Raw genomic sequence first — 19,378 nt, 5'->3', positions numbered from 1 at the left:
TTCTCTATTTCTCCGGCTGTGGGCCAGCGCCTGCGAAATTAATTCGTCTATTTTTAAGATAATTTCTCGCTGATAATTGTAATTTTTCGTAATAGCACGATGAAATCTGTTGGAGAGTGGATTATAGTTAAATCAGCAGGATTACTCAGTTAGTGTCAGGTCAGTTAGTCGTGTTCATCCCACAACGGTGTTTGCTAGTCGTCGTTTAAACCACTCAAAAGGGGATGCGTTATGGACGAATACTCGCCAAAAAGACATGATATTGCACAGCTACGCTTTCTCTGCGAAACGCTGTATCATGACTGCCTTGCAAACCTGGAAGAGAGCAACCATGGCTGGGTCAACGACCCGACGTCGGCTGTCAATCTCCAGTTAAATGAATTGATCGAGCACATTGCCACATTCGCTCTTAATTATAAAATTAAGTATGCAGAGGATAATAAGCTGATCGCTCAGGTTGACGAATATCTGGACGACACTTTTACGTTGTTCAGTAACTACGGCATTAACTCTACGGATTTGCAAAAGTGGAAAAAATCCGGTAACCGACTATTTCGTTGCTTTGTCAACGCCAGCCGGGAAAACCCGGCCAGTCTATCGTGTTAGAATTATTACAATCAAAAGGTGGAATTATGTCTGATAAGCCATTAACTAAAACAGACTATTTGATGCGCTTACGTCGTTGCCAGACAATTGACACGCTGGAGCGCGTCATTGAAAAAAATAAATATGAACTGTCTGATAATGAGCTGTCGGTATTTTACTCAGCTGCCGACCATCGTCTGGCGGAACTGACCATGAATAAGCTATACGATAAAATCCCGACTTCTGTCTGGAAATTTATCCGCTAATTTACGCGTACTACGTGGTCTGCTGGCCGGACGGTACGGGTCAGCCGCCATAGGGTATCTTTGTGATAGACATCACATCATTCAGCCAACAGCAACCCTGTAACCGGTTTCTTTTTTATACTGCTACGGCCATCAACAGTCAGGTATAAGGAAGACCCATGAGTGAAGAAAAACGCAAAATGATCGCCGGTGAGCTCTATTTATCTGGCGACCCAACGCTTCGCGCCGATCGCCTGCGCGCCAGACAGTTGTTGCACCCTTATAATCATTCCGCCCCGGATGACCAGGAACAACGTCAGCATATTCTGGCCGAGCTGTTCGCTCGCGCCGGCGATGCGTATATCGAGCCAAGCTTTCGCTGCGACTATGGTTATAATATTTTTCTCGGCGCCGGTTTTTACGCCAATTTTGACTGCGTGATGCTCGACGTCTGCCCTATCCATATTGGCGATAACTGTATGCTGGCGCCAGGCGTCCATATTTATACCGCCACTCATCCGCTGGACGCCGATGCGCGTAATAGCGGCCAGGAATACGGCAAGCCGGTAACTATTGGCCACAATGTGTGGATTGGGGGTCGGGCAGTGATCAATCCCGGCGTGACCATTGGCGATAATGCGGTCATTGCGTCCGGCGCGGTGGTCACCAAAGACGTCCCTGCCTGTACCGTCGTCGGCGGTAACCCGGCACAGATCATTAAGCGCCTTCCGCCGACAAATCCGTAACTGTTATGCTTTTCTGTAACTGATCTGTTACTTTCTCCGCAGAATATTGCAACATAAAATAGCCTTCAGGCTGAGCCTGCCGCGCCTGGTCCGCCGGGCGCGGCAGGCTCATTGCAGAATTCGAGGACCAAGATGACAGAAATACAACGCCTGCTGATTCACACCATTGACGAACTCAACGTCCAGGAAAAACGCGATAATCGCCCGCGTTTTAGCATCAGTTTTATCCGCAATCATCCGGGACTGTTTGTTGCCATGTATGCCGCGTTTCTGGCGACGCTGGTGGTCATGCTGCGCTCTGAAACGCTGGTAGACTCGGTCTGGTTGCTGGTGGTGCTGTTCATTCTGTTCAACGCCTTTTTCTTCTTTGACGTCTATCCACGCTATCGCTACGAGGATATCGATGTCCTCGACTTTCGCGTGTGCTACAACGGGGAATGGTACAACACCCGCTTTGTCCCCCGGCAGCTGATCGACCGTATCCTGCAGTCGCCAGACGTCGATAGCGAGCAGAAGGCGCAGCTCAAAAAGATGGTCGCCACCAAAGGCGAGCTCTCCTTCTACGATGTCTTTACCCTCACGCGCGCCGGTGCTGCGCAATAAGGCGATTTAGGGTCCGCAGCGCCGGGAGATAGCGAGAAGCAGAGGTATTGCCATACCCAAGCACCAGTCCGCTCCGCGCTCGCTGCGGGTCGAGATAGAAATGACTTAACGCGGCGGGCGCCAGCTGAAACTGGCGCGCCTGCTGCGCAAGCGTCCGGTCATTAACGCCCTCCATCGCCACCGTCAGGTGCATCCCCCCTCCCCCGCCGAGAACGTCGCACGGCACGGTTATCTCTTGCGCCAGCGCCTCGCGCAGCTGTTGCTGACGTTTACGGTACAGGCGGCGCATCGCCGCCAGATGGCGCGCATAGTGTCCCTTCTCGATAAAGCTGGCCAGCGCCCGCTGTTCAGCACGGTGTCCCCCGCGCAGCAGCGCGCCAATGGCGTCCTGAGCAGCATCCGCCAGCGCGGGCGGCATAACCATAAAACCGATACGCAACGCCGGAAACAGCGTTTTGCTGAAGGTGCCGAGATAGACCACCGGGGCATCAGGCACCATTCCCAGCATCGCCGGGATCGGTTCTCCGCTATGGCGAAACTCGCTGTCGTAGTCATCCTCCACAATCCACGCCCCGTGCCGGCGGGCATATTCCACGAGCGCCAGACGGCGCCCGGCGCTCATGATGCTCCCACAGGGATACTGGTGTGAAGGAGAGGTGAAAATGAGCCGGGGCGGCTCCGCGACGCCGTTGGCAATACACATCCCTTCATCGTCGACAGCCATTCCTCTGACCCGCAGTCCCGCCCGCTGAAAGCCACTCCTCGCCCCCAGGTACCCCGGTTCTTCCAGCCACACGCTGTCGCCCGGGTTGGTCAGTAGCGAGGCGCATAAGTTGACGCCTTCCAGCGCGCCTTCGGTGATGACGATCTGCCGGATATCGCACCGGATGCCCCGGGAGAGCGCCAGATGACGAGCGATAGCCTCTCGCAGCAAAGGATCGCCCGCGGCTTCGCCATAACCCAGCAGCGCGCTACCATCTTCGCGTAGCACGTTATCCATCAGTCGCCGCCACAGCGGCAGCGGGAAATAGTTTACCGCCGGCATGCCTGGCGTAAATGCCAGCGTCGGTGAGTCGCGGCGCATCGCGGCTGGCAGCCTTTGCAGCCGCTCAGGCAGCACGACGGGCGGCATCTGACCCGCCTCCTGGCGGCAGGAGGCGAGTGGTGCCACCTGCGTTCCCTGACGGCTCCGTGTCAGGTACCCCTCCAGCGCCAGCTGTTCCAGTGCGGCATTGACCGTATTCCGCGACAGGTGTAGCCGTTCGGCCATCACCCGCGATCCGGGTAAACGGCAGCGGGCCGTCAGGGTTCCCTGCAGGATAGCGTCACGTAAGGTGTGGTAAAGGGCGCGCTGTAAGGTTTCGACCGTGCGGTTCCGCATCCCCTGCGTCAACAGCGTAAAAAACCCCTCGTCCGGTATATTCATTTTGCCCCCTCGTGGCCCCATAAAAACATACTCTAATGGCACTTTTTATGGAACCAGCGAGCGCGTACGCTGCCTGTAAATCCCCAATAAGGAAACCGCAATGTGTGAATATAATCAGTTTGGCCAGGCGCTCGGCGTCGCGCTGCCTGACTGGCAGCCGCGCCCCTGGCCGACACGACAGGTATTACAGGGCAGCCGTTGTCGACTCGAACCGCTGACTCTTGCTCATGCCAGCGATCTGTTCGCCGCTCACCAGCTGGCGCCAGACGCCCGCAGCTGGACGTGGCTGCTGCGTGAACCTGAGAGCAACCTTGCAGAATTCAGTGCCTGGGTGGAGCAGGTCGCCACGCTGGCAGACCCGATTCATTTTGCCGTCGTTGACCAGCAGCGAGGGAAAGCGGTCGGCTCGCTGGCGTTAATGCGTATCGATATCGCTCACGGTGTGGTAGAGGTGGGGCATGTGCATTTTTCACCGTTACTGAGCCGAACGGCCATGGCCACCGAAGCGCACTGGCTGTTGATGCAGTATGTCTTTGATACGCTCGGCTACCGTCGCTATGAATGGAAATGCAACAGTCTTAATATCCCATCAGCCCGGGCGGCAAGGCGGCTGGGGTTTCAGTACGAAGGACGTTTTCGCCAGGCGCTGGTGAGTAAAGGACACAACCGGGACACGGACTGGTTTTCGGTGATAGACGGCGAATGGCCGGAGCTGGATTACACCATGCGCCAATGGCTGGCCGCCGACAATTTTACCGCCGACGGCCAACAGCGCCGCTCGCTGGAGAGTTTCCGTTAACGGCGTTTTTTGCGCCCCTGTACCGCTTTGAAGCGGGGGTTGCTCTTACAGATAACGTACAGCCGCCCTTTGCGTTTAACCAGCTGGCAATCCGGGTGGCGCTGTTTAGCGCTACGTAATGAGTTGACGACCTGCATCATGCTTTCCTTTTCGCATCAATAAAGCCGCCGAAGCGCTGGCGGAATCGGGCTGCACTGCCTTCATTGGCGAAAGTTTTTTGTTTGCCCGTGTAGTACGGATGCGATTTCGAGGAGACGTCGATCGTCACATACGGAAAAGTTTCGCCATCGAGTTCAATCACGCGATCGGTGCGGATAGTTGAGCCGACTTTAAAATACTCATTCGCGCTGGTGTCGTGAAACACCACCGTACGATAGGGAGGATGGATATGGGCTTTCATGCTGACCTCTTCATTACGTTATAACATAACATTAAAGGTACGCCGTGCTGTGACAAAGATCAACCCTGCTCAATTTAAGAGTAAGGTGATAAGGCGAGTTTCCCCGCCTTTGGCGTCAGGGTGCCAGACGGTGGGCGATGGCGCGGAGCTGTTCTGCAATGGCCTGCAGATCTTTTCCCTGCTCGATTCGGGCGCCGCTGGAATGGCGTATCACCAGGCGCGCCGGCAGAATGGATGAGGTATGAGGCGCCCCGCTGGTGCTGGCGAGGATCCGCCGCACCGCCTCTTTCCCCTGCAGGTCGAGGTCGAGCGACACGGTACTCAGCGCCGGATAGAAAAAGGAGCTTTCGTAGGTATCGTCATAGCCAATAACCGACTTCTCACCCGGCACCGCCACCTGATGCTGATGGAAGGCGCTGAGCACCCCCAGCGCCATCTGATCATTACCCACCAGCACAGCGCTGAAATTAGGCGTTTCGCGCAGCATCTGCAGCGCGCCGGCGTAGCCGCTCTGCGCATCCCAGTTGCCGTGCAGGACGGTCACCGGCTTCAGACCGTAACCATCCAGGGTCTCCAGCCAGCTTTTTAACCGGAGTTTGGCCGAGACTGAGCTGTCCGGCCCCGCCAGCAGGGCGATCTCCCGATGCCCCATCTCATAGAGATATTTGACGCTGGCCCGGGTGCCGTCCGCCGGGTTAAACGAAACGTTAAACACGGAGCTGTAGGGATCAACGTCGAGAAACAGGCAGACGATATCATCGTTGTCAGCAGCGATTTTCTGCGCCTGTTCGGTCTCCAGCGGCACGTTGATAATGACTTTATCCACCCGCTGAGATTTCAGCTCATTGATGGAATCCTGGATGCTTTGGTTGACGCTCTCATCGATCATCGAAATCAGAACCTGGTAACCTTCCAGGTTGGCATAGCGTTTTACCGCCGCCGCCACCTGGGAAGGCGCATGCCAGGCCAGAGAAATAGTCACCAGCCCGACCGTCTGGCTCTCCTTCCCCACCAGCTGCTGCGCCAGCCGGTTTGGCACATAGCGTAAGGCCTCTATCGATTTCTCCACCTTGCGACGCGTCGCTTCGGATACATTAGCTGATTTGTTGAGTACCCTGGACACGGTCTGGTAAGAGACGCCCGCATGGCGTGCGACGTCTTCCAGAGTAGCGCTTTTAGACTTCATGGTCCGGTTCCTTATGTTGTTATCCCATGATTGTAACAGGGGCCATTTGAAAAAACGCTCACCGCCACCTCTCACTGCAAAACAATAGCGATAAAAGTATTACGTTCACAATACAACGAATTGTGAATCATCTCACCCATCGCAACAAAAACCACCGTAATTATTTGCAGTTAGTCACACAATAATCATATCTCATTTGCCTGAAGTTACATTTAGGCATTTTATGACACCAGTTATGTGAACGTAATACAAAACAATAAGAGGATAGAGATGAACACTACACTGCGCGCCCTTTCAGTCGCGTTAGCCGCTGCGCTAATCGCTCCTTCCGCGTTTGCGGCCACCGCCGCGATCCCAACGATCGATTTCCATGGCTATATGCGCGCCGGGGTTGGGGTCTCCGGCGACGGTAGCGAAGCGGAATGGCAAAAAAATAAGCTGGGCCGTTTGGGGAACGAGTCGGATACCTACGGCGAGCTGGAGCTGGGCTCTGAGGTCTATAAGAAAGATGACGTCAGCTTCTATCTCGACAGTATGGTCAGCATGGTCTCCGACGGCTCTAACGATAATGAAACCACGCTGAACGATGATGCACAGTTCGGCTTACGTCAGTTGAACCTGCAGATAAAGGGGCTGATCCCTGGCGATCCGAATGCGGTGATCTGGGGCGGTAAACGTTACTACCAGCGCCATGATCTGCATATCATCGATACCAAATACTGGAACATTTCCGGCTCCGGAGCCGGGGTGGAAAACTACACCCTCGGCCCGGGCGCCGTCTCGCTGGCCTGGATCCGCGGCGATGCCAACGATGTTGACTATCGCGTCGATGGCGACAGCAACGTCAATATCAACTATATCGATTTACGCTACGCGGGCTGGAAGCCATGGGCGGGCTCGTGGACCGAATTCGGTATCGACTACGCGATGCCAAACACCACCAAAAAACAGGATAGCTACGGCGGACTGTACGATGCTGACAACGGCGTCATGCTGACCGGTGAAATCAGTCAGGATATGCTGGGCGGCTATAACAAAACCGTGCTGCAGTACGCCAACAAAGGCCTGGCGCAGAACATGGTCTCCCAGGGCGGCGGCTGGTACGATATGTGGAACTACGTGAACGACGCCACCGGTTATCGCGTGATTAACACCGGCCTGATCCCGATTACAGAGAAGTTTTCTATCAACCACGTTCTGACCTGGGGCTCGGCGGATGACATTACCGACTATACCGACAAAACGCGGATGCTGTCGCTGGTCGCCCGCGGGCAGTACCAGTTCACCGACTACGTGCGCCTGATTGGCGAAGTCGGCGGTTTCTATCAGAAAGACAGCTACAACAATGGCACCAGCTACAAACAGGCCGGTGAGAAATACACCATTGCGTTGGGCCTGGCGGACGGGCCAGACTTTATGTCACGTCCGGAATTACGCATTTTTGCTTCATATTTGAATGATTCCGAAGATGGTAAACCGTTTGAAGACCAGACGGCGAATAATACCTGGAATTTCGGCGTGCAGGTTGAGGCCTGGTGGTAATCGCGCACGGCTAAGACTCATACGTTATTTTTATCTCCTGCTGTAAGACTGTTAATTATCTTCCGGTAAACTTTATTGCCACTGCTGTCTTTGTCTTATTTTCGGGATAACCTGCTTTCAGGTTATCCCGTTTTATTTATTTCCGGGCGGCAAAATGTTCATCCAGAAGCTGACGCAGCGCATCGGACTGTTTACCGAAAATAGCATGCACCTGCTGACCAAGAATAATAACCCCTAGCGCGCCCTGCTGCTGTAATGCTTCGGAGTCCACGGCCGCAAGATGGCGAACGCTAACCCGCAGACGGGTAATACAGGCGTCCACTTGCGTAATATTCGCTTCGCCACCAAAGGCCTGAATCAGCGCCTCGATTTGCTGTTTTTCCGCCTCGCTTAATGGCTGTGCCGGACGCGCTGGGGAGAAATAGTGCAGGAAGGATTTTAAACTCACCATAATAAACTCCAGGTTTAAGATAAAAAAAGCCTGCTCGTCAGAGCAGGCGTGGAGAAGAAGAAATTACGCGTGACGACGGAGAATACGGCAATCCCATGCCGTCAGGGTCAGTGGAGCCGATACCGCCGCGTCGGTCAGGCAATCCCAATACCCTTGCGGCAGGGTCAGGGTATGGTTTTGCGCGCTGTAGTTCTGCAGGAAGATAAATGCGTTGTCACCGTCGGTGCGCGCAGTCGCCACCACGCCGGGTGGTAACTCCGTCGCTATCGCCCGCGGCAGGGCCAGCTCCTTGCTCAGGGCGGTAAAGAAATCGCGCTGGAAGGCTAAATCGTTACGGGAGGCCACATGCCAGGCTTTGCCTTTCCCGAACGCGTTCACCGTCACAGCCGGCCGTCCGGCATAAAAATCATCCCGGTAGGTGGCCAGCGCCTGGGCGCTCTCGATATGGATCAGTTCGCAGAGATGGCGCACCTGATAAGGGCCCTGCAGACCGCACTGATTCCCGGCAAGCCCCTGCACCAGATTAAACTCGCCGTCATTCAGGCAGTCGATCTCTTCCGCCCAGATCCCCAGCAGATTGCGCAGCGGGCCCGGGAAGCCGCCGAGATAGCAGAGATCGGACTCATTGACGATACCGGTCCAGTAGGTGGTCACCAGGTGGCCGCCGTTGGCGACAAACGCCTCCGCCCGACCGGCAAAGCCGTCGCGCACCATATATAACATCGGGGCAATCACTAACTGATACGGCGTTAAATCGACATCGGCGTCAATCACATCGACGGCGATGCCCTGCTCCCAGAACGGGCGGTAGTGCTCGTTGACCGTCTTCTCATATTCCATCCCAAGATTGCGCGGCCCCTGGGCGTCATCCAGCGCCCAGCGGTTCTGCTGGTCGAAGATAATCGCTACTTTCGCCTCGGTGCGACAGCCCCTCACCTCCGGCAGCTTGCTGAGGATCTCGCCGAGCTGGCAGACTTCGCGGCCAATGCGGGTATCAATATGTCCGACGTGGTCGACCACTGCGCCGTGAAATTTCTCAACCGAACCGCGGCTTTTCCGCCACTGGAAATACTGCACCGAGTCGGCGCCATGCGCCACCGCCTGCAGCGAGGAAAGAATATGCATTCCCGGCTTCTTCAGTTTGCTGGTCGGCTGCCAGTTGGTGGCGCCCGGGGTGGACTCCATCAGCACAAACGGTTTGCCGCCCTTCAGGCTGCGCATCATGTCGTGATACATCGCGGTGTAACAGGCCAGCGCGGTTTCGTCTTTATCGCGGTGCCACATCGGATAGCTGTCCCAGGAGATGAAATCCAGCGCCTCCGCCAGCTGCCAGTAGTCGTAATCGTAGAAATACTCCATAAAGTTGGTAGTCACCGGCAGGGAGGCATTCGCCGCCTTCAGCGGAGCAATTTCATGGCGGCAGAAATCGGTCACCTGAGCGGTGTTAAAGCGATGCCAGTCAAGATTAAGACCGTGGATCGACATCTCGCCCTGCGGCGCAGGCGATTCAATCTGCGACCAGTCGGTATAGGTATGACTCCAGAAGGTGCTCCACCAGGCCTGGTTGAGGTTCTCCAGGGTCTGGTAACGCGCCTTCAGCCAGTCGCGAAAACGGTTCTGGCAGAGATCGCAATGGCATTCACCGCCATATTCGTTGGAAATATGCCAGCCCAGCACCGCCGGGTGTGAGGAATAACGTTCTGCCAGCAGGGTATTGATTTGCAGGGTTTTCTCGCGATAGACCGGTGACGACATACAGTGGTTGTGACGGCCGCCGTGCAGGGCCGGCACCCGATCGCGCCCCACCCGCAGAACCTGCGGATAGCGCTGCGACATCCACGCCGGACGCGCGCCGCTCGGCGTGGCCAGAAAGACATGAATGCCGGCGGCATACAGTTTATCGAGGATAATATCCAGCCAGGCGAAATTAAATACCCCTTCGCGTGGCTCCAGTTTCGCCCAGCTAAATATTCCCACCGACATCACATTGCATTTTGCCTGCTGCATCATGGCAATGTCTTTATCAATAATATCGGGGTCATTCTCCCATTGCTCCGGATTATAATCCGCGCCATGCAGCAGCGTACTAACCTTCGGATGTAAAGGTGCAAATTTATTCATAATAAACTTCCTGAAAAAGACGACAAAAAAATTAATTAAAAACTTTTACCGACGGCAATACTTTTCCCTGGCAATCAAATAGCGCCTGATTTTCACGTGCATTACCCTCTTTCCACTCGTCGTGGATATATTTCATCCCCGCCGGGGTGGCCCAGGTATTTCCCGGCACGGCAATCCATGTAGGCTCCCAATAGAAAATACCTTTGCCACGCTGGTCTGGCACATCAACCACCGCCTGCATTAAATCGTGAATATAGTTATATTGCCCCTGTACGCTGGCGGGATATCCCCCATCCTTTTCCTCTTTCGCCTGGAAACTATTTTCCGCGTTATCGCAGTTGGCCAGGGTATAGGCATAGGCCGCCTCGACGACGATGACGTCTTTGTTATAGCGTTTGCTGATGTCATCCATATTGGCCTTCAGGGCGCTGATCGGGCCATTCCAGTAGGTGTACATCGACAGACCAATCACGTCATACGGTACATGGCGCTTGTCGATCTCATCAAACCACCAGCGGAAGGTATCGTTCTTGGTCCCTTCGGCCAGATGCAGCATGATTTTCACCTGCTCGCCCTGGCGCAGGTTCTCCTTCAGGCCAGCGATAGCCGCGTTCAGCAGGCCAGCCAGCCGGTCGAACTCTCCGCCGCCCTGCCCCCAGCTTTTCCCTTCCGGCCACAGGATGCCGCCGTTGATTTCGTTGCCGATCTGCACCATATCCGGCAGCACGCCCGCCTGCTTAAAGCGGGCGATGGTATCGCGGGTATAGTCATGAATCGCCGTTTTCAGCTGCGGGTAATCCAGCTTTTCCCAGGCTTTCGGCTTGAACTGCTTGCCGGGATCGGTCCAGAAATCGCTGTAGTGAAAATCAAGCAACAGCTTCATCCCCTGGGCTTTCGCCCGTTTCGCCAGCGCCAGGGTGGTGGCCAGATCATTGTTCCCACCGCCATAGTCCTCGCCGCTCGCCGATTGCGGATCCACCCACAGACGGAGGCGGACATAGTTGACGCCGTTCTCTTTCAGAATAGCGATCGGATCCTTGCGCTGATTATTCTGATCGTAGAACGTCGCCCCGTGCTTTTCGGCGTCCAGCAGCGTGGAGATATCCGCGCCTTTGATAAAGTCCGCCGGCATGCCCTGAAACGCGCGGGTTGCAAGCGCGTCCGCGGCCTGAGAAGAGGTGGAGAAACTGCATGCCAGACAAACCGCAAGCCATGCGGGTGTGAATCTTTTCATGTGCTTATCCTTTAGTACTGCCCGAGGTCAGGCCGGAGACGAAGTATTTTTGTAGCGCCAGGTAGAGGATCGCCACCGGTACGGCGATCAGCACCGCCCCCGCCGCGTAGGTGGTGTAGCTGGCACCCATTTTTTGCGCCACCAGGTTATACAGACCGATAGGCAGCGTGTATTTATCCGGGGTACGCAGGATGGTGCTGGAGAGGATGAAATCCCCCAGCGGCCCAGTGAACGAGAACAGCGCCACCACCGCGAGGATGGGCCTCGACAACGGCATGATGATCTCGATAAAGATGCGAAAGCTGCTGGCGCCGTCCATGCGAGCGGACTCATCCAGGTCTTTAGGGATCGCGTCGAGATACCCTTTCATCAGCCAGGTATTCATCGGGATCATCCCCCCGACGTAGATCAGCACCAGCGCCAGATGGCTGTTAATCAGGCCAAGCAGTTGCGACAGGACAAAGATGGCAATCAGCGCGGAAAACTGCGGGATCATCTGCAGCAGCAGGAACAGCATCAGCCCGTTCTGCCGCCCTTTAAAGCGGAAGCGGGAGAAGGCGTAAGCGGTAAAGCTAACGCTAATCAGGGTCAGCACCATGGTCAGGAAGCTGATTTTCATCGAGTTCCAGTACCAGGTGAGGTAATTCACATTGCCATTGAACAGATCGGCATAGTGCTGGAACGACAGGTTTTCCGGAATGATAGAGGTACTGAGCAGGCTATTGCCGGCGTTCAGCGACGCCCCGACCGTCCAGACCAGCGGATAGATAATCACCACCGAGACCAGGATGACCACCAGCCAGGTGAGAGAGAGTCGGATCCACTTTTCGCGTTTAATACTGGGTGATTGAGCCATGTTGCTTCCCTTACGCCATGTCGTCATTTTTGAAGGATTTGGTGGCGCGGAACTGCCACAGCGCCAGGCCGACGACAAAGATCGACAGCAGGATCGTGATGGTCGCCGCGATGGCGTACTGCGACGAAGACATCGTCAGCTTATAGATCCACGACACCAGAATATCCGTCCCGCCGGCGTTAGAGCCTGCCACCGCAGGGCCGCCGTTGTTGAACAGGTAAATGATGTTGAAGTTATTAAAGTTGAAGGTGTACTGGGTGATGATGATCGGCGCGATCGCATACAGCACCAGCGGCAGGGTGATGGTGCGCAGACGGGTAAAGGCGCTGGCGCCGTCCATCGTCGCCGCTTCATACAGATCGTCCGGGATCGCCTGCAACACGCCGGTGGTCATGGCAAAGACAAACGGGAAGCCAAGCCAGGTCTGCATCATGATCAGCGCCGTTTTAGTCCAGAACGGATCGGTGAGCCATGCCTTCGGACTGATGCCAAAAAAGGACAGGATCGCGTTGTTGATGACCCCGAAGGAGTCGTTGAACATGCCGGCAAAAACGAGAATGGTGACAAACCCCGGCACCGCCCACGGCAAAATAAAGATGGTGCGGATCAGCGGCTTAAAGCGCAGATCTTTTTGGTTGACCAGAATCGCCAGCAGTACGCCCACCGTACACTGCAGGGTGGTCGCCAGCAGCGTCCACACCACGGTCCACTGCAGCACATCCAGGAAAGTGGAGCGCCAGATGGAGAGGGTGAAAATATTAATAAAGTTTTTCAGCCCCACCCAGTCCACCAGCTTCGCCGGCGGGGTGTGGTACAGGTTGTAGTTGGTGAAGGCGATGGCGAAACCGAACAGAATCGGAAAGATCACCACAAACACCAGCAGAATAAAGCCCGGGGTGATCATCAGGTACGGAAAGCCGTCGCTCAGCAGCATCTGGTACTGCTTACGCACGCTGTTGAGGGCGATCCCTTCATCGCGTTTTTTGCCGTTGAGCCACGCATCCCGCAGCGAGAGAAAATAGATCAGCACGCCGAAAGCGACGATCAGCACGCTGATAATCCCCTCGGCTAACAGGAAGATAGAGTTATCCCGCGGTACCTCTTCACCCAGGGTATATAACCCCCACAACCCCTCACGCAGGAAATCATAAAAAATCCCCAGAAAGCTGCTCAACAGCACCAGGAAGACCAGCCCTTTCAGCCACCGGCGATGATAAAACTGACCGAAACCCGGCACGATTGCCAGCAGCAGGCCGCACCAAGCATGGCGCCCGGGCCCGCGTGCGTCGCTAAAATTTTCGCTGGAATGGATGCTCACACTCGACTCCTTCTACAAACGGGAGGTCCCCCTCCCGCTCGGTGACTTCACGTGACGGTGAATTACTGATTGCTGGCCTGCATCGCTTCGATCTGCATCGTGATCTGTTTCACCGCGTTATCAAGCGCGGCCTGCGGCGCCTGCTTACCGGTGAGGCTCAGTTCAAGCGCGGCGTTGGCCGGCCCCCACACTTCCCCCATCTCGGGAATGCCCGGCATCGCCACCGCTCGCGCCGACTGGATGGCGACGGCGCTGGCCTTTTGGTCGTTTTTAATCACCGGATCGTCAATCATCGCCTTCAGCGGCGGAATTTCGCCAGTGGCGACATAGCGGGCTTTCACATACTGCGGCTGGTTGATGAACTCGATAAACTGTTGCGCCAGCGCTTTGTCTTTACTCCAGGTCGATACTACATAGCCTTTGACGCCGAGGAAGGAGCTCATCGGCTTGCCGTCCGGCAGGGTCGGCAGGGGCGCCACGCCATAGTTAATGCCAGCGGCTTCATACGGCTGGAAGGCCCAGGGGCCGTTGATCACCGCCGCCGCTTTTTTCTCGGTAAACAGGGAATCGATGGCATTCAGCCCGTTATCGCCGAGGATCCCCGCCGGAAAGACCTTCTCGGCATAGAATTTTTTCAGGAAGGTGACGGCTTCCACGGCGCCGGGGGTATTGAGACCCACCTGCTGCGGGTTAAAGCCGCCGCTGTCGTTTTTAGCAAAGATATAGCCGCCCATCGGGCCAATCGCCCCCCAGCTGTAATAGATCTGGTCAAACTTGGCGAGCAGGCCGTATTTGTTCTGCTCGCGCTGGGTTTTCGAGTAGTCCAGCCAGGCCTGCAGGCTGTCCAGCGGCTTGTCGATCAGGTCCTTGTTGTAGATAAGCACCAGGGTTTCCACCGCCTTCGGGATCCCATACAGCGCGTTGTCCATGCGGAAGGCATTGATGGAGGCTGGCGTAAAGGCATCCTGTTTCGCCTGATCGACGCTGAGCGGCGAGAGTAGTCCCTGAACCACGGCGCCGCCGAGCTGGTCATTCGGGATCACCAGCACGTCCGGCCCAATGCCCGCCGGGCCGTCGAGGCGCAGTTTTTCCAGTTGCTGGGCGTAGGGCATCTCCTGGAGATTGACCTTCACGTTGTATTGCTTTTCAAAATCGCTAACCGCGGTTTTGATGCCAGCGGATTTTTTAATGTCCTCCCAGACGTTAAGCTGCCCGGCGGCATGCGCCTGCAGGCTGGCGAGTTGCCCCGCCGCCAGGGTGGTAAGGATCAGTGCAGCAAGCGTGTTCTTTTTCATTATCAACCTCATGTGAAGGTATAACAATTTAATGGTTTTTATTTGAATTCCGTCTGCCAGTTAGAAAAATAAATCTTTTCAAACTGCCGTATTACATGGAAAACATGTTCTGATGCGCTTTTGTTATACGCTACGCTTTGATCGTTGATAAAACTACCATAAGCTGCCAGTTGTGTGATCATCCTTGCAGAAATGAAACGTCCCTGTATGGCGCAAAATCCGCGGAAGTTATAGTCAGGGCATGATTTTACTGCTGTTGAACATCGTCACACTGATTTGTTACACGTAATACAAATCACACTCAACATAGCGATAAGCCAACGGCAAATAACAGCTACTCACTCCGGGGAATGTGGATGTCCAATATACGACTGAGGAATGTCACCAAAAGGTTCGGCAGCACGGTGACGCTGCACCAGGTCAATCTCGATATTGAAGATGGCGAGTTTGCCGTCTTCGTCGGCCCTTCCGGTTGTGGAAAATCGACGCTACTGCGCATGATTGCCGGGCTGGAAGAGGTCAGCGAAGGAGAAGTACTGATCGGCGATGAGGTGATGAATGATGTCGTGCCCGCCCGCCGCGGCGTGGCGATGGTCTTCCAGTCCTATGCGCTCTATCCGCACATGACGGTGGCAGAGAACATGGGCTACGGGCTGAAGGTGAATAAAGTGCCGAAAACGGAGATCCGTCGCCAGGTGGAAATGGTGGCTAAAACGCTGCAACTCTCGCACCTGCTGGATCGTAAACCGAAGCAGCTCTCTGGCGGCCAGCGGCAGCGCGTGGCCATTGGCCGGGCGATCGTGCGTAATCCCCGGGTATTTATGTTCGATGAGCCGCTCTCTAACCTTGATGCGGAGCTGCGCGTCGATATGCGCCTGCATATTGCCCGTCTGCACCAGGAGCTGAAGACCACTATGGTGTATGTCACGCACGATCAGGTGGAGGCGATGACGCTGGCCGATAAAATCGTGGTCATGAACTACGGGAAAGTCGAACAAATGGGTTCGCCGATGGCGCTGTACTACAATCCGGTCAACAAATTCGTCGCCGGCTTTATCGGCTCGCCGAAGATGAACTTTCTGCCGGCTATCGTCAGCGACTGGCAGCCGGAACGCTTAACGGTCACCCTCGCGCAGGACCATCAGCTGGCCCTGAATATCGCCACCCAGCCGCTGAAGCCCGGCGCTGCGGTGACGCTGGGGATCCGGCCGGAGCACCTCACCCCGGAAGTCGCCACCGGTACCGTGGTGGAGTTTCAATGTGAAGTGGTGGAGCGTCTGGGCAACAATACCTATCTGTTCGGCCAGTGCTACGGCCACGACAACGTCAAGGTTCTGCTGCCCGGCGACGTCCATTTCCGCCCCTGGCAGAAAATTAAGCTGGCTTTCGATGAGCGCTTCTGCATGGTGTTTGATGAGAACGACCTGCGCATCAGCGCTGATATCCCGGCGCCGGATGCACACTAGCTAACATATTGCTGTCATCTGCGCAGCGTATGCTGCGACTGAATGCCGGAACACACCCTGCCCGGCATTCACACCCTCATTTTTATTCTGCTACATCGGAATCATCCTTCTCTCCCGGCATCGCAGCCTGTTGTGATGCCGGCTTTTTCCCCAAACGACGCGTTTTCTCCCGCTGCGCCCGAATTATCTTTCGCATATACTGATGACACCCGGCGAACGATAAGGACACAGGCATGAGGACCCGGCATCTGATGGCGCTGTTTACAGGAGTGCTGATACTGGCCATCATCCTGCCCATTTCACTCAGCATCTGGCAGGCGGCGCGGCAGGCCAAAATGCAGTTCTATCGTGAACTGGATGACTATTCCAACCGTATCGTCGTTCGGACGCTGCAGGTTGCCGACCAGGCCCGGGAAGCGTTACGAGAGGCTGACGCACACACCGCCGCCTCCTGTAGCCCTGAACATCTGCTTACGCTCCGCCGCATCGCCTATACCCATCGCTACATTCAGGAAGTGCTCTGGCTGCGTGATTCCGTGCCGCAATGCTCCTCCCTGGAAGACCATAGCGTCGCGGTCACCTTCCCCCCGCCGGACCACATTGCCCCCGACGGCTATCGCACCTGGCTGACCTCAATTAACGATCTTGGCCTCGATCATCAGATGACGGCCATGGGCAGCCGGCAGCACATGGTGATGATCGACCCCGTCTCCTTTATTGATGTCGTTCCCGCCAGCGAAGAGAAGATCCATACCATGCTGTTTGGCCTGGACCACCAAAAATGGTGATCAGCAGTCAGCCGCTGCCGGCGAAAGTCTGGCAACGCATTAAAGATCCGCATGTGGATATGCTTACTCTGGATAACACAGTCTACCGGATCCAGCGCATTCCCGAGCTGGGCTCTGGCATCGTAACCTGGTCTTCAACCTTGCCGCTGCAGCAGCGCATTCGACAGCAGCTGTTCTTCTGGCTCCCTGCCGGCATTTTCACCAGCCTGCTCGCCACCTGGCTGCTGCTGCGTCTGCTAAGGCACCTGCGCTCACCGCGCAACAGCATGCTGGACGCCCTCAATTCCGAAGCGATTCAGGTTCACTATCAGCCGATTATTTCGTTGCAGGACGGGAAAATTGCCGGGGCGGAGGCCCTGGCCCGCTGGCAGCAGCCCGATGGCACTTTTTTATCGCCGGATATCTTTATTCCCCTGGCCGAGCAGACCGGGCTGATTACGCAGCTGACGGAAGATATCGTCAGGAAAATTTTTACCGATCTCGGTCCCTGGCTGCGGCAGCGGCCGGAAGTGCACATATCCATCAACCTGTCGGTAGATGATTTACGCTCGCCCACCCTACCGACGTTGTTACACGATCAGCTGCAGCACTGGGGGATCGCCGCCGAACAGATCATCCTTGAAATCACCGAGCGCGGGTTTGTCGACCCGGAGACCACCATGCCGGTGATCGCTCACTACCGTCAGGCCGGGCATCGGATCTCGATTGATGACTTTGGCACCGGCTACTCCAGCCTGAGCTATCTGCAGAAACTGGACGTCGACACGCTGAAAATCGATAAATCTTTTGTCGATACCCTCGAGTACCGGCCGCTGACGCCGCACATTATTGAAATGGCCAAAGCGCTCAATCTGGCCACCGTCGCCGAAGGGGTGGAAACCGAAAGCCAGCGCGACTGGCTGCGCCAGCATGGCGTTCAGTACGCCCAGGGGTGGCTTTACAGCAAAGCGCTGCCAAAAGAGCAGTTCATTCTGTGGGCAGAGCATAACCTCCATGCGCATTAAGCGGCGGGTGGCTTGAGCGGAACGTCAGGGGGCGCTACTTCAGATAGGATTTAATCACCTGCATCACCGTCTCCAGATCCGCTTCGCGCTGCGTCTCGTCAGGCTCTTTCACCACATGGTCGGTAAGATGCCCCTGAATAACCTGCAGCATCATGCCGTTGACCGCGCCGCGGATCGCCGCCAGCTGCTGTAATATTTCAGCGCACTCATGCTCGCGATTAAGCATTTTCTCTAACGCGGTACTCTGCCCCTGAATTTTCTTCAGCCGGGTCAGTAACATCTTTTTGTGTCGAACTGTATGTGACATTGCACGATCCACCGTTTCATTCTGTCCGGGATTACCGACCTGCGTGGTCAGCAACGCCTGCCAGCATACCATGATCCCTTTTGTCAGCCGCTTTTTCTACTGGGGGGTAGTATTTTACTACTGGGGGGGAGTAGGATAAACGCACTTTTGGCAAGGATCCCGATATGAACGATTTCACTTCCCTTCTGCAGCAGGGCAATGCCTGGCTGTTTATTCCCAGCGCGATACTGCTCGGTGCCCTGCACGGCCTTGAACCGGGCCATTCAAAAACGATGATGGCCGCCTTTATCGTGGCGGTACGGGGAACGTTAAAACAGGCGGTACTGCTGGGGCTGGCGGCCACGGTTTCGCATACGGCAGTGGTCTGGCTGATCGCCATGGCCGGCCTGTGGTTTGGCCGCGGCTGGAACGCGCAGACCTCTGAACCCTGGTTTCAACTGGTCTCAGGGATTGTCATTGTGCTGATTGCCTGCTGGATGCTCTGGCGCACCTGGCGCGAATCGCAGCCCCACACGCACCACGATCACCATCACGAACATGATCATCACCACGAACATGATCACCACCATGACCATCACCATGACCATCACCATGCGTCCTCATCCGCCGCGCCGCTGGTGGCGGAGGAGTGGCAGGACGCGCATCAGCGGGCCCATGCTCAGGAGATCAACCGGCGCTTTGATGGCCGCCAGGTGACGACCGGGCAGATCGTGCTGTTTGGCCTGACCGGCGGGCTGATCCCCTGCCCGGCGTCCATTACCGTGCTGCTTATCTGTTTACAGCTGAAGAAATTCTCGCTGGGCGCCACGCTGGTGCTGGGCTTTAGCGTTGGTCTGGCGCTGACGCTGGTGGCTTCCGGGGCCATCGCCGCCCTGAGCCTTAAACATGCCACCCGCCGCTGGCCGTGGCTTAACGACCTCTCGCGCAAGGCGCCCTGGTTCTCAGGCTTACTGATTATTGTGGTGGGGATCTACATGATGCTTCATGGCCTGAGCGGCCTGTAAGC

The 19,378-nt window shown here is 55.9% G+C and carries 20 protein-coding genes and 1 pseudogene; 9 read left to right on the top strand and 12 right to left on the bottom strand.

Features of this window, described 5'->3' with window-relative positions; genetic code table 11:
* The first annotated feature begins 231 nt into the window (after window positions 1-231).
* From tomB to maa, 3 genes are all read left to right on the top strand, one after another.
* Window positions 232-606 (top strand): Hha toxicity modulator TomB, encoded by a 375-nt coding sequence (gene tomB / locus DR88_RS20305; RefSeq protein WP_002892066.1) that lies wholly within the window; start codon window positions 232-234, stop codon window positions 604-606.
* 26 nt (window positions 607-632) lie between these two features.
* Complete coding sequence (gene hha, locus DR88_RS20310) at window positions 633-851, top strand: hemolysin expression-modulating protein Hha (RefSeq protein ID WP_025861658.1); 219 nt, start codon at window positions 633-635, stop codon at window positions 849-851.
* Between the two features lie 158 nt (window positions 852-1,009).
* The gene (gene maa / locus DR88_RS20315; protein WP_032443798.1) at window positions 1,010-1,576 is read left to right on the top strand and encodes a maltose O-acetyltransferase; all 567 of its coding nucleotides are present in this window, start codon (window positions 1,010-1,012) and stop codon (window positions 1,574-1,576) included.
* On the opposite strand, the gene DR88_RS30375 is transcribed toward maa, so the two are convergent.
* Window positions 1,548-1,688 carry a hypothetical protein gene (locus tag DR88_RS30375; RefSeq protein ID WP_004147370.1) on the bottom strand — a complete coding sequence of 47 codons (141 nt, stop codon included), beginning with the start codon at window positions 1,686-1,688 and terminating at the stop codon, window positions 1,548-1,550. The genes maa and DR88_RS30375 overlap by 29 nt on opposite strands.
* Before the next feature lie 20 nt (window positions 1,689-1,708).
* On the opposite strand from DR88_RS30375, the gene DR88_RS20320 reads away from it, so the two are divergent.
* A complete protein-coding gene (locus tag DR88_RS20320; protein ID WP_002892026.1) occupies window positions 1,709-2,179 on the top strand; it encodes a YlaC family protein in 471 nt (156 codons plus the stop codon).
* Here the strand turns inward: DR88_RS20320 and pdxR are convergent.
* On the bottom strand, window positions 2,154-3,605 hold the full coding sequence (gene pdxR / locus DR88_RS20325; RefSeq protein WP_002892023.1) for a MocR-like pyridoxine biosynthesis transcription factor PdxR: 1,452 nt from the start codon (window positions 3,603-3,605) through the stop codon (window positions 2,154-2,156). The genes DR88_RS20320 and pdxR overlap by 26 nt on opposite strands.
* Window positions 3,606-3,705: 100 nt before the next feature.
* On the opposite strand from pdxR, the gene DR88_RS20330 reads away from it, so the two are divergent.
* Window positions 3,706-4,404 (top strand): GNAT family N-acetyltransferase, encoded by a 699-nt coding sequence (locus DR88_RS20330; protein ID WP_025861660.1) that lies wholly within the window; start codon window positions 3,706-3,708, stop codon window positions 4,402-4,404.
* Here DR88_RS20330 and ykgO read toward each other — a convergent pair.
* The 3 genes from ykgO to DR88_RS20345 form a co-directional block, all read right to left on the bottom strand.
* The gene (gene ykgO / locus DR88_RS20335) at window positions 4,401-4,541 is read right to left on the bottom strand and encodes a type B 50S ribosomal protein L36 (RefSeq protein ID WP_002892018.1); all 141 of its coding nucleotides are present in this window, start codon (window positions 4,539-4,541) and stop codon (window positions 4,401-4,403) included. The genes DR88_RS20330 and ykgO overlap by 4 nt on opposite strands.
* Window positions 4,541-4,804: a type B 50S ribosomal protein L31 gene (locus DR88_RS20340; RefSeq protein WP_002892011.1), complete on the bottom strand. Its 264-nt coding sequence runs from the start codon at window positions 4,802-4,804 to the stop codon at window positions 4,541-4,543. The genes ykgO and DR88_RS20340 overlap by 1 nt, the downstream gene beginning before the upstream one ends.
* Before the next feature lie 115 nt (window positions 4,805-4,919).
* Window positions 4,920-5,990 carry a LacI family DNA-binding transcriptional regulator gene (locus DR88_RS20345; RefSeq protein ID WP_002892007.1) on the bottom strand — a complete coding sequence of 357 codons (1,071 nt, stop codon included), beginning with the start codon at window positions 5,988-5,990 and terminating at the stop codon, window positions 4,920-4,922.
* A gap of 270 nt (window positions 5,991-6,260) precedes the next feature.
* On the opposite strand from DR88_RS20345, the gene DR88_RS20350 reads away from it, so the two are divergent.
* Window positions 6,261-7,532 carry a maltoporin gene (locus DR88_RS20350; protein WP_004177240.1) on the top strand — a complete coding sequence of 424 codons (1,272 nt, stop codon included), beginning with the start codon at window positions 6,261-6,263 and terminating at the stop codon, window positions 7,530-7,532.
* 136 nt (window positions 7,533-7,668) lie between these two features.
* On the opposite strand, the gene DR88_RS20355 is transcribed toward DR88_RS20350, so the two are convergent.
* From DR88_RS20355 to DR88_RS20380, 6 genes are all read right to left on the bottom strand, one after another.
* Window positions 7,669-7,983: a PTS sugar transporter subunit IIB gene (locus DR88_RS20355; protein ID WP_002892003.1), complete on the bottom strand. Its 315-nt coding sequence runs from the start codon at window positions 7,981-7,983 to the stop codon at window positions 7,669-7,671.
* Between the two features lie 63 nt (window positions 7,984-8,046).
* Window positions 8,047-10,104, bottom strand: a complete 2,058-nt coding sequence (locus DR88_RS20360; protein WP_004147366.1) for a beta-galactosidase — start codon at window positions 10,102-10,104, stop codon at window positions 8,047-8,049.
* A 31-nt stretch (window positions 10,105-10,135) separates the two neighbouring features.
* Window positions 10,136-11,338, bottom strand: a complete 1,203-nt coding sequence (locus DR88_RS20365) for a glycoside hydrolase family 53 protein (protein ID WP_004147365.1) — start codon at window positions 11,336-11,338, stop codon at window positions 10,136-10,138.
* Window positions 11,339-11,342: 4 nt separating this feature from the next.
* On the bottom strand, window positions 11,343-12,194 hold the full coding sequence (locus DR88_RS20370; RefSeq protein WP_004204761.1) for a sugar ABC transporter permease: 852 nt from the start codon (window positions 12,192-12,194) through the stop codon (window positions 11,343-11,345).
* Between the two features lie 10 nt (window positions 12,195-12,204).
* The gene (locus DR88_RS20375) at window positions 12,205-13,512 is read right to left on the bottom strand and encodes a carbohydrate ABC transporter permease (RefSeq protein WP_004147363.1); all 1,308 of its coding nucleotides are present in this window, start codon (window positions 13,510-13,512) and stop codon (window positions 12,205-12,207) included.
* 62 nt (window positions 13,513-13,574) lie between these two features.
* Entirely contained in the window at window positions 13,575-14,807 is a 1,233-nt protein-coding gene (locus DR88_RS20380; RefSeq protein WP_002891991.1) for a maltodextrin ABC transporter substrate-binding protein, read from the bottom strand.
* 356 nt (window positions 14,808-15,163) lie between these two features.
* On the opposite strand from DR88_RS20380, the gene DR88_RS20385 reads away from it, so the two are divergent.
* Together DR88_RS20385 and pdeB are read left to right on the top strand one after the other, a co-directional pair.
* A complete protein-coding gene (locus DR88_RS20385) occupies window positions 15,164-16,273 on the top strand; it encodes an ABC transporter ATP-binding protein (RefSeq protein WP_004178760.1) in 1,110 nt (369 codons plus the stop codon).
* 233 nt (window positions 16,274-16,506) lie between these two features.
* A pseudogene (gene pdeB, locus DR88_RS0125215) lies at window positions 16,507-18,065 on the top strand (cyclic di-3',5'-guanosine monophosphate phosphodiesterase PdeB).
* Window positions 18,066-18,099: 34 nt separating this feature from the next.
* Here pdeB and DR88_RS20390 read toward each other — a convergent pair.
* Window positions 18,100-18,372, bottom strand: a complete 273-nt coding sequence (locus DR88_RS20390) for a metal/formaldehyde-sensitive transcriptional repressor (RefSeq protein ID WP_002891985.1) — start codon at window positions 18,370-18,372, stop codon at window positions 18,100-18,102.
* A gap of 164 nt (window positions 18,373-18,536) precedes the next feature.
* Between DR88_RS20390 and DR88_RS20395 the strand changes: the two genes are divergently transcribed.
* On the top strand, window positions 18,537-19,376 hold the full coding sequence (locus DR88_RS20395) for a nickel/cobalt efflux protein RcnA (protein ID WP_009307949.1): 840 nt from the start codon (window positions 18,537-18,539) through the stop codon (window positions 19,374-19,376).
* The last annotated feature ends 2 nt before the right edge of the window (window positions 19,377-19,378 follow it).

Source organism: Klebsiella pneumoniae (assembly GCF_000742135.1).
Taxonomy (GTDB): domain Bacteria; phylum Pseudomonadota; class Gammaproteobacteria; order Enterobacterales; family Enterobacteriaceae; genus Klebsiella; species Klebsiella pneumoniae.
This window is presented reverse-complemented; position numbering and strand designations above follow the sequence as displayed.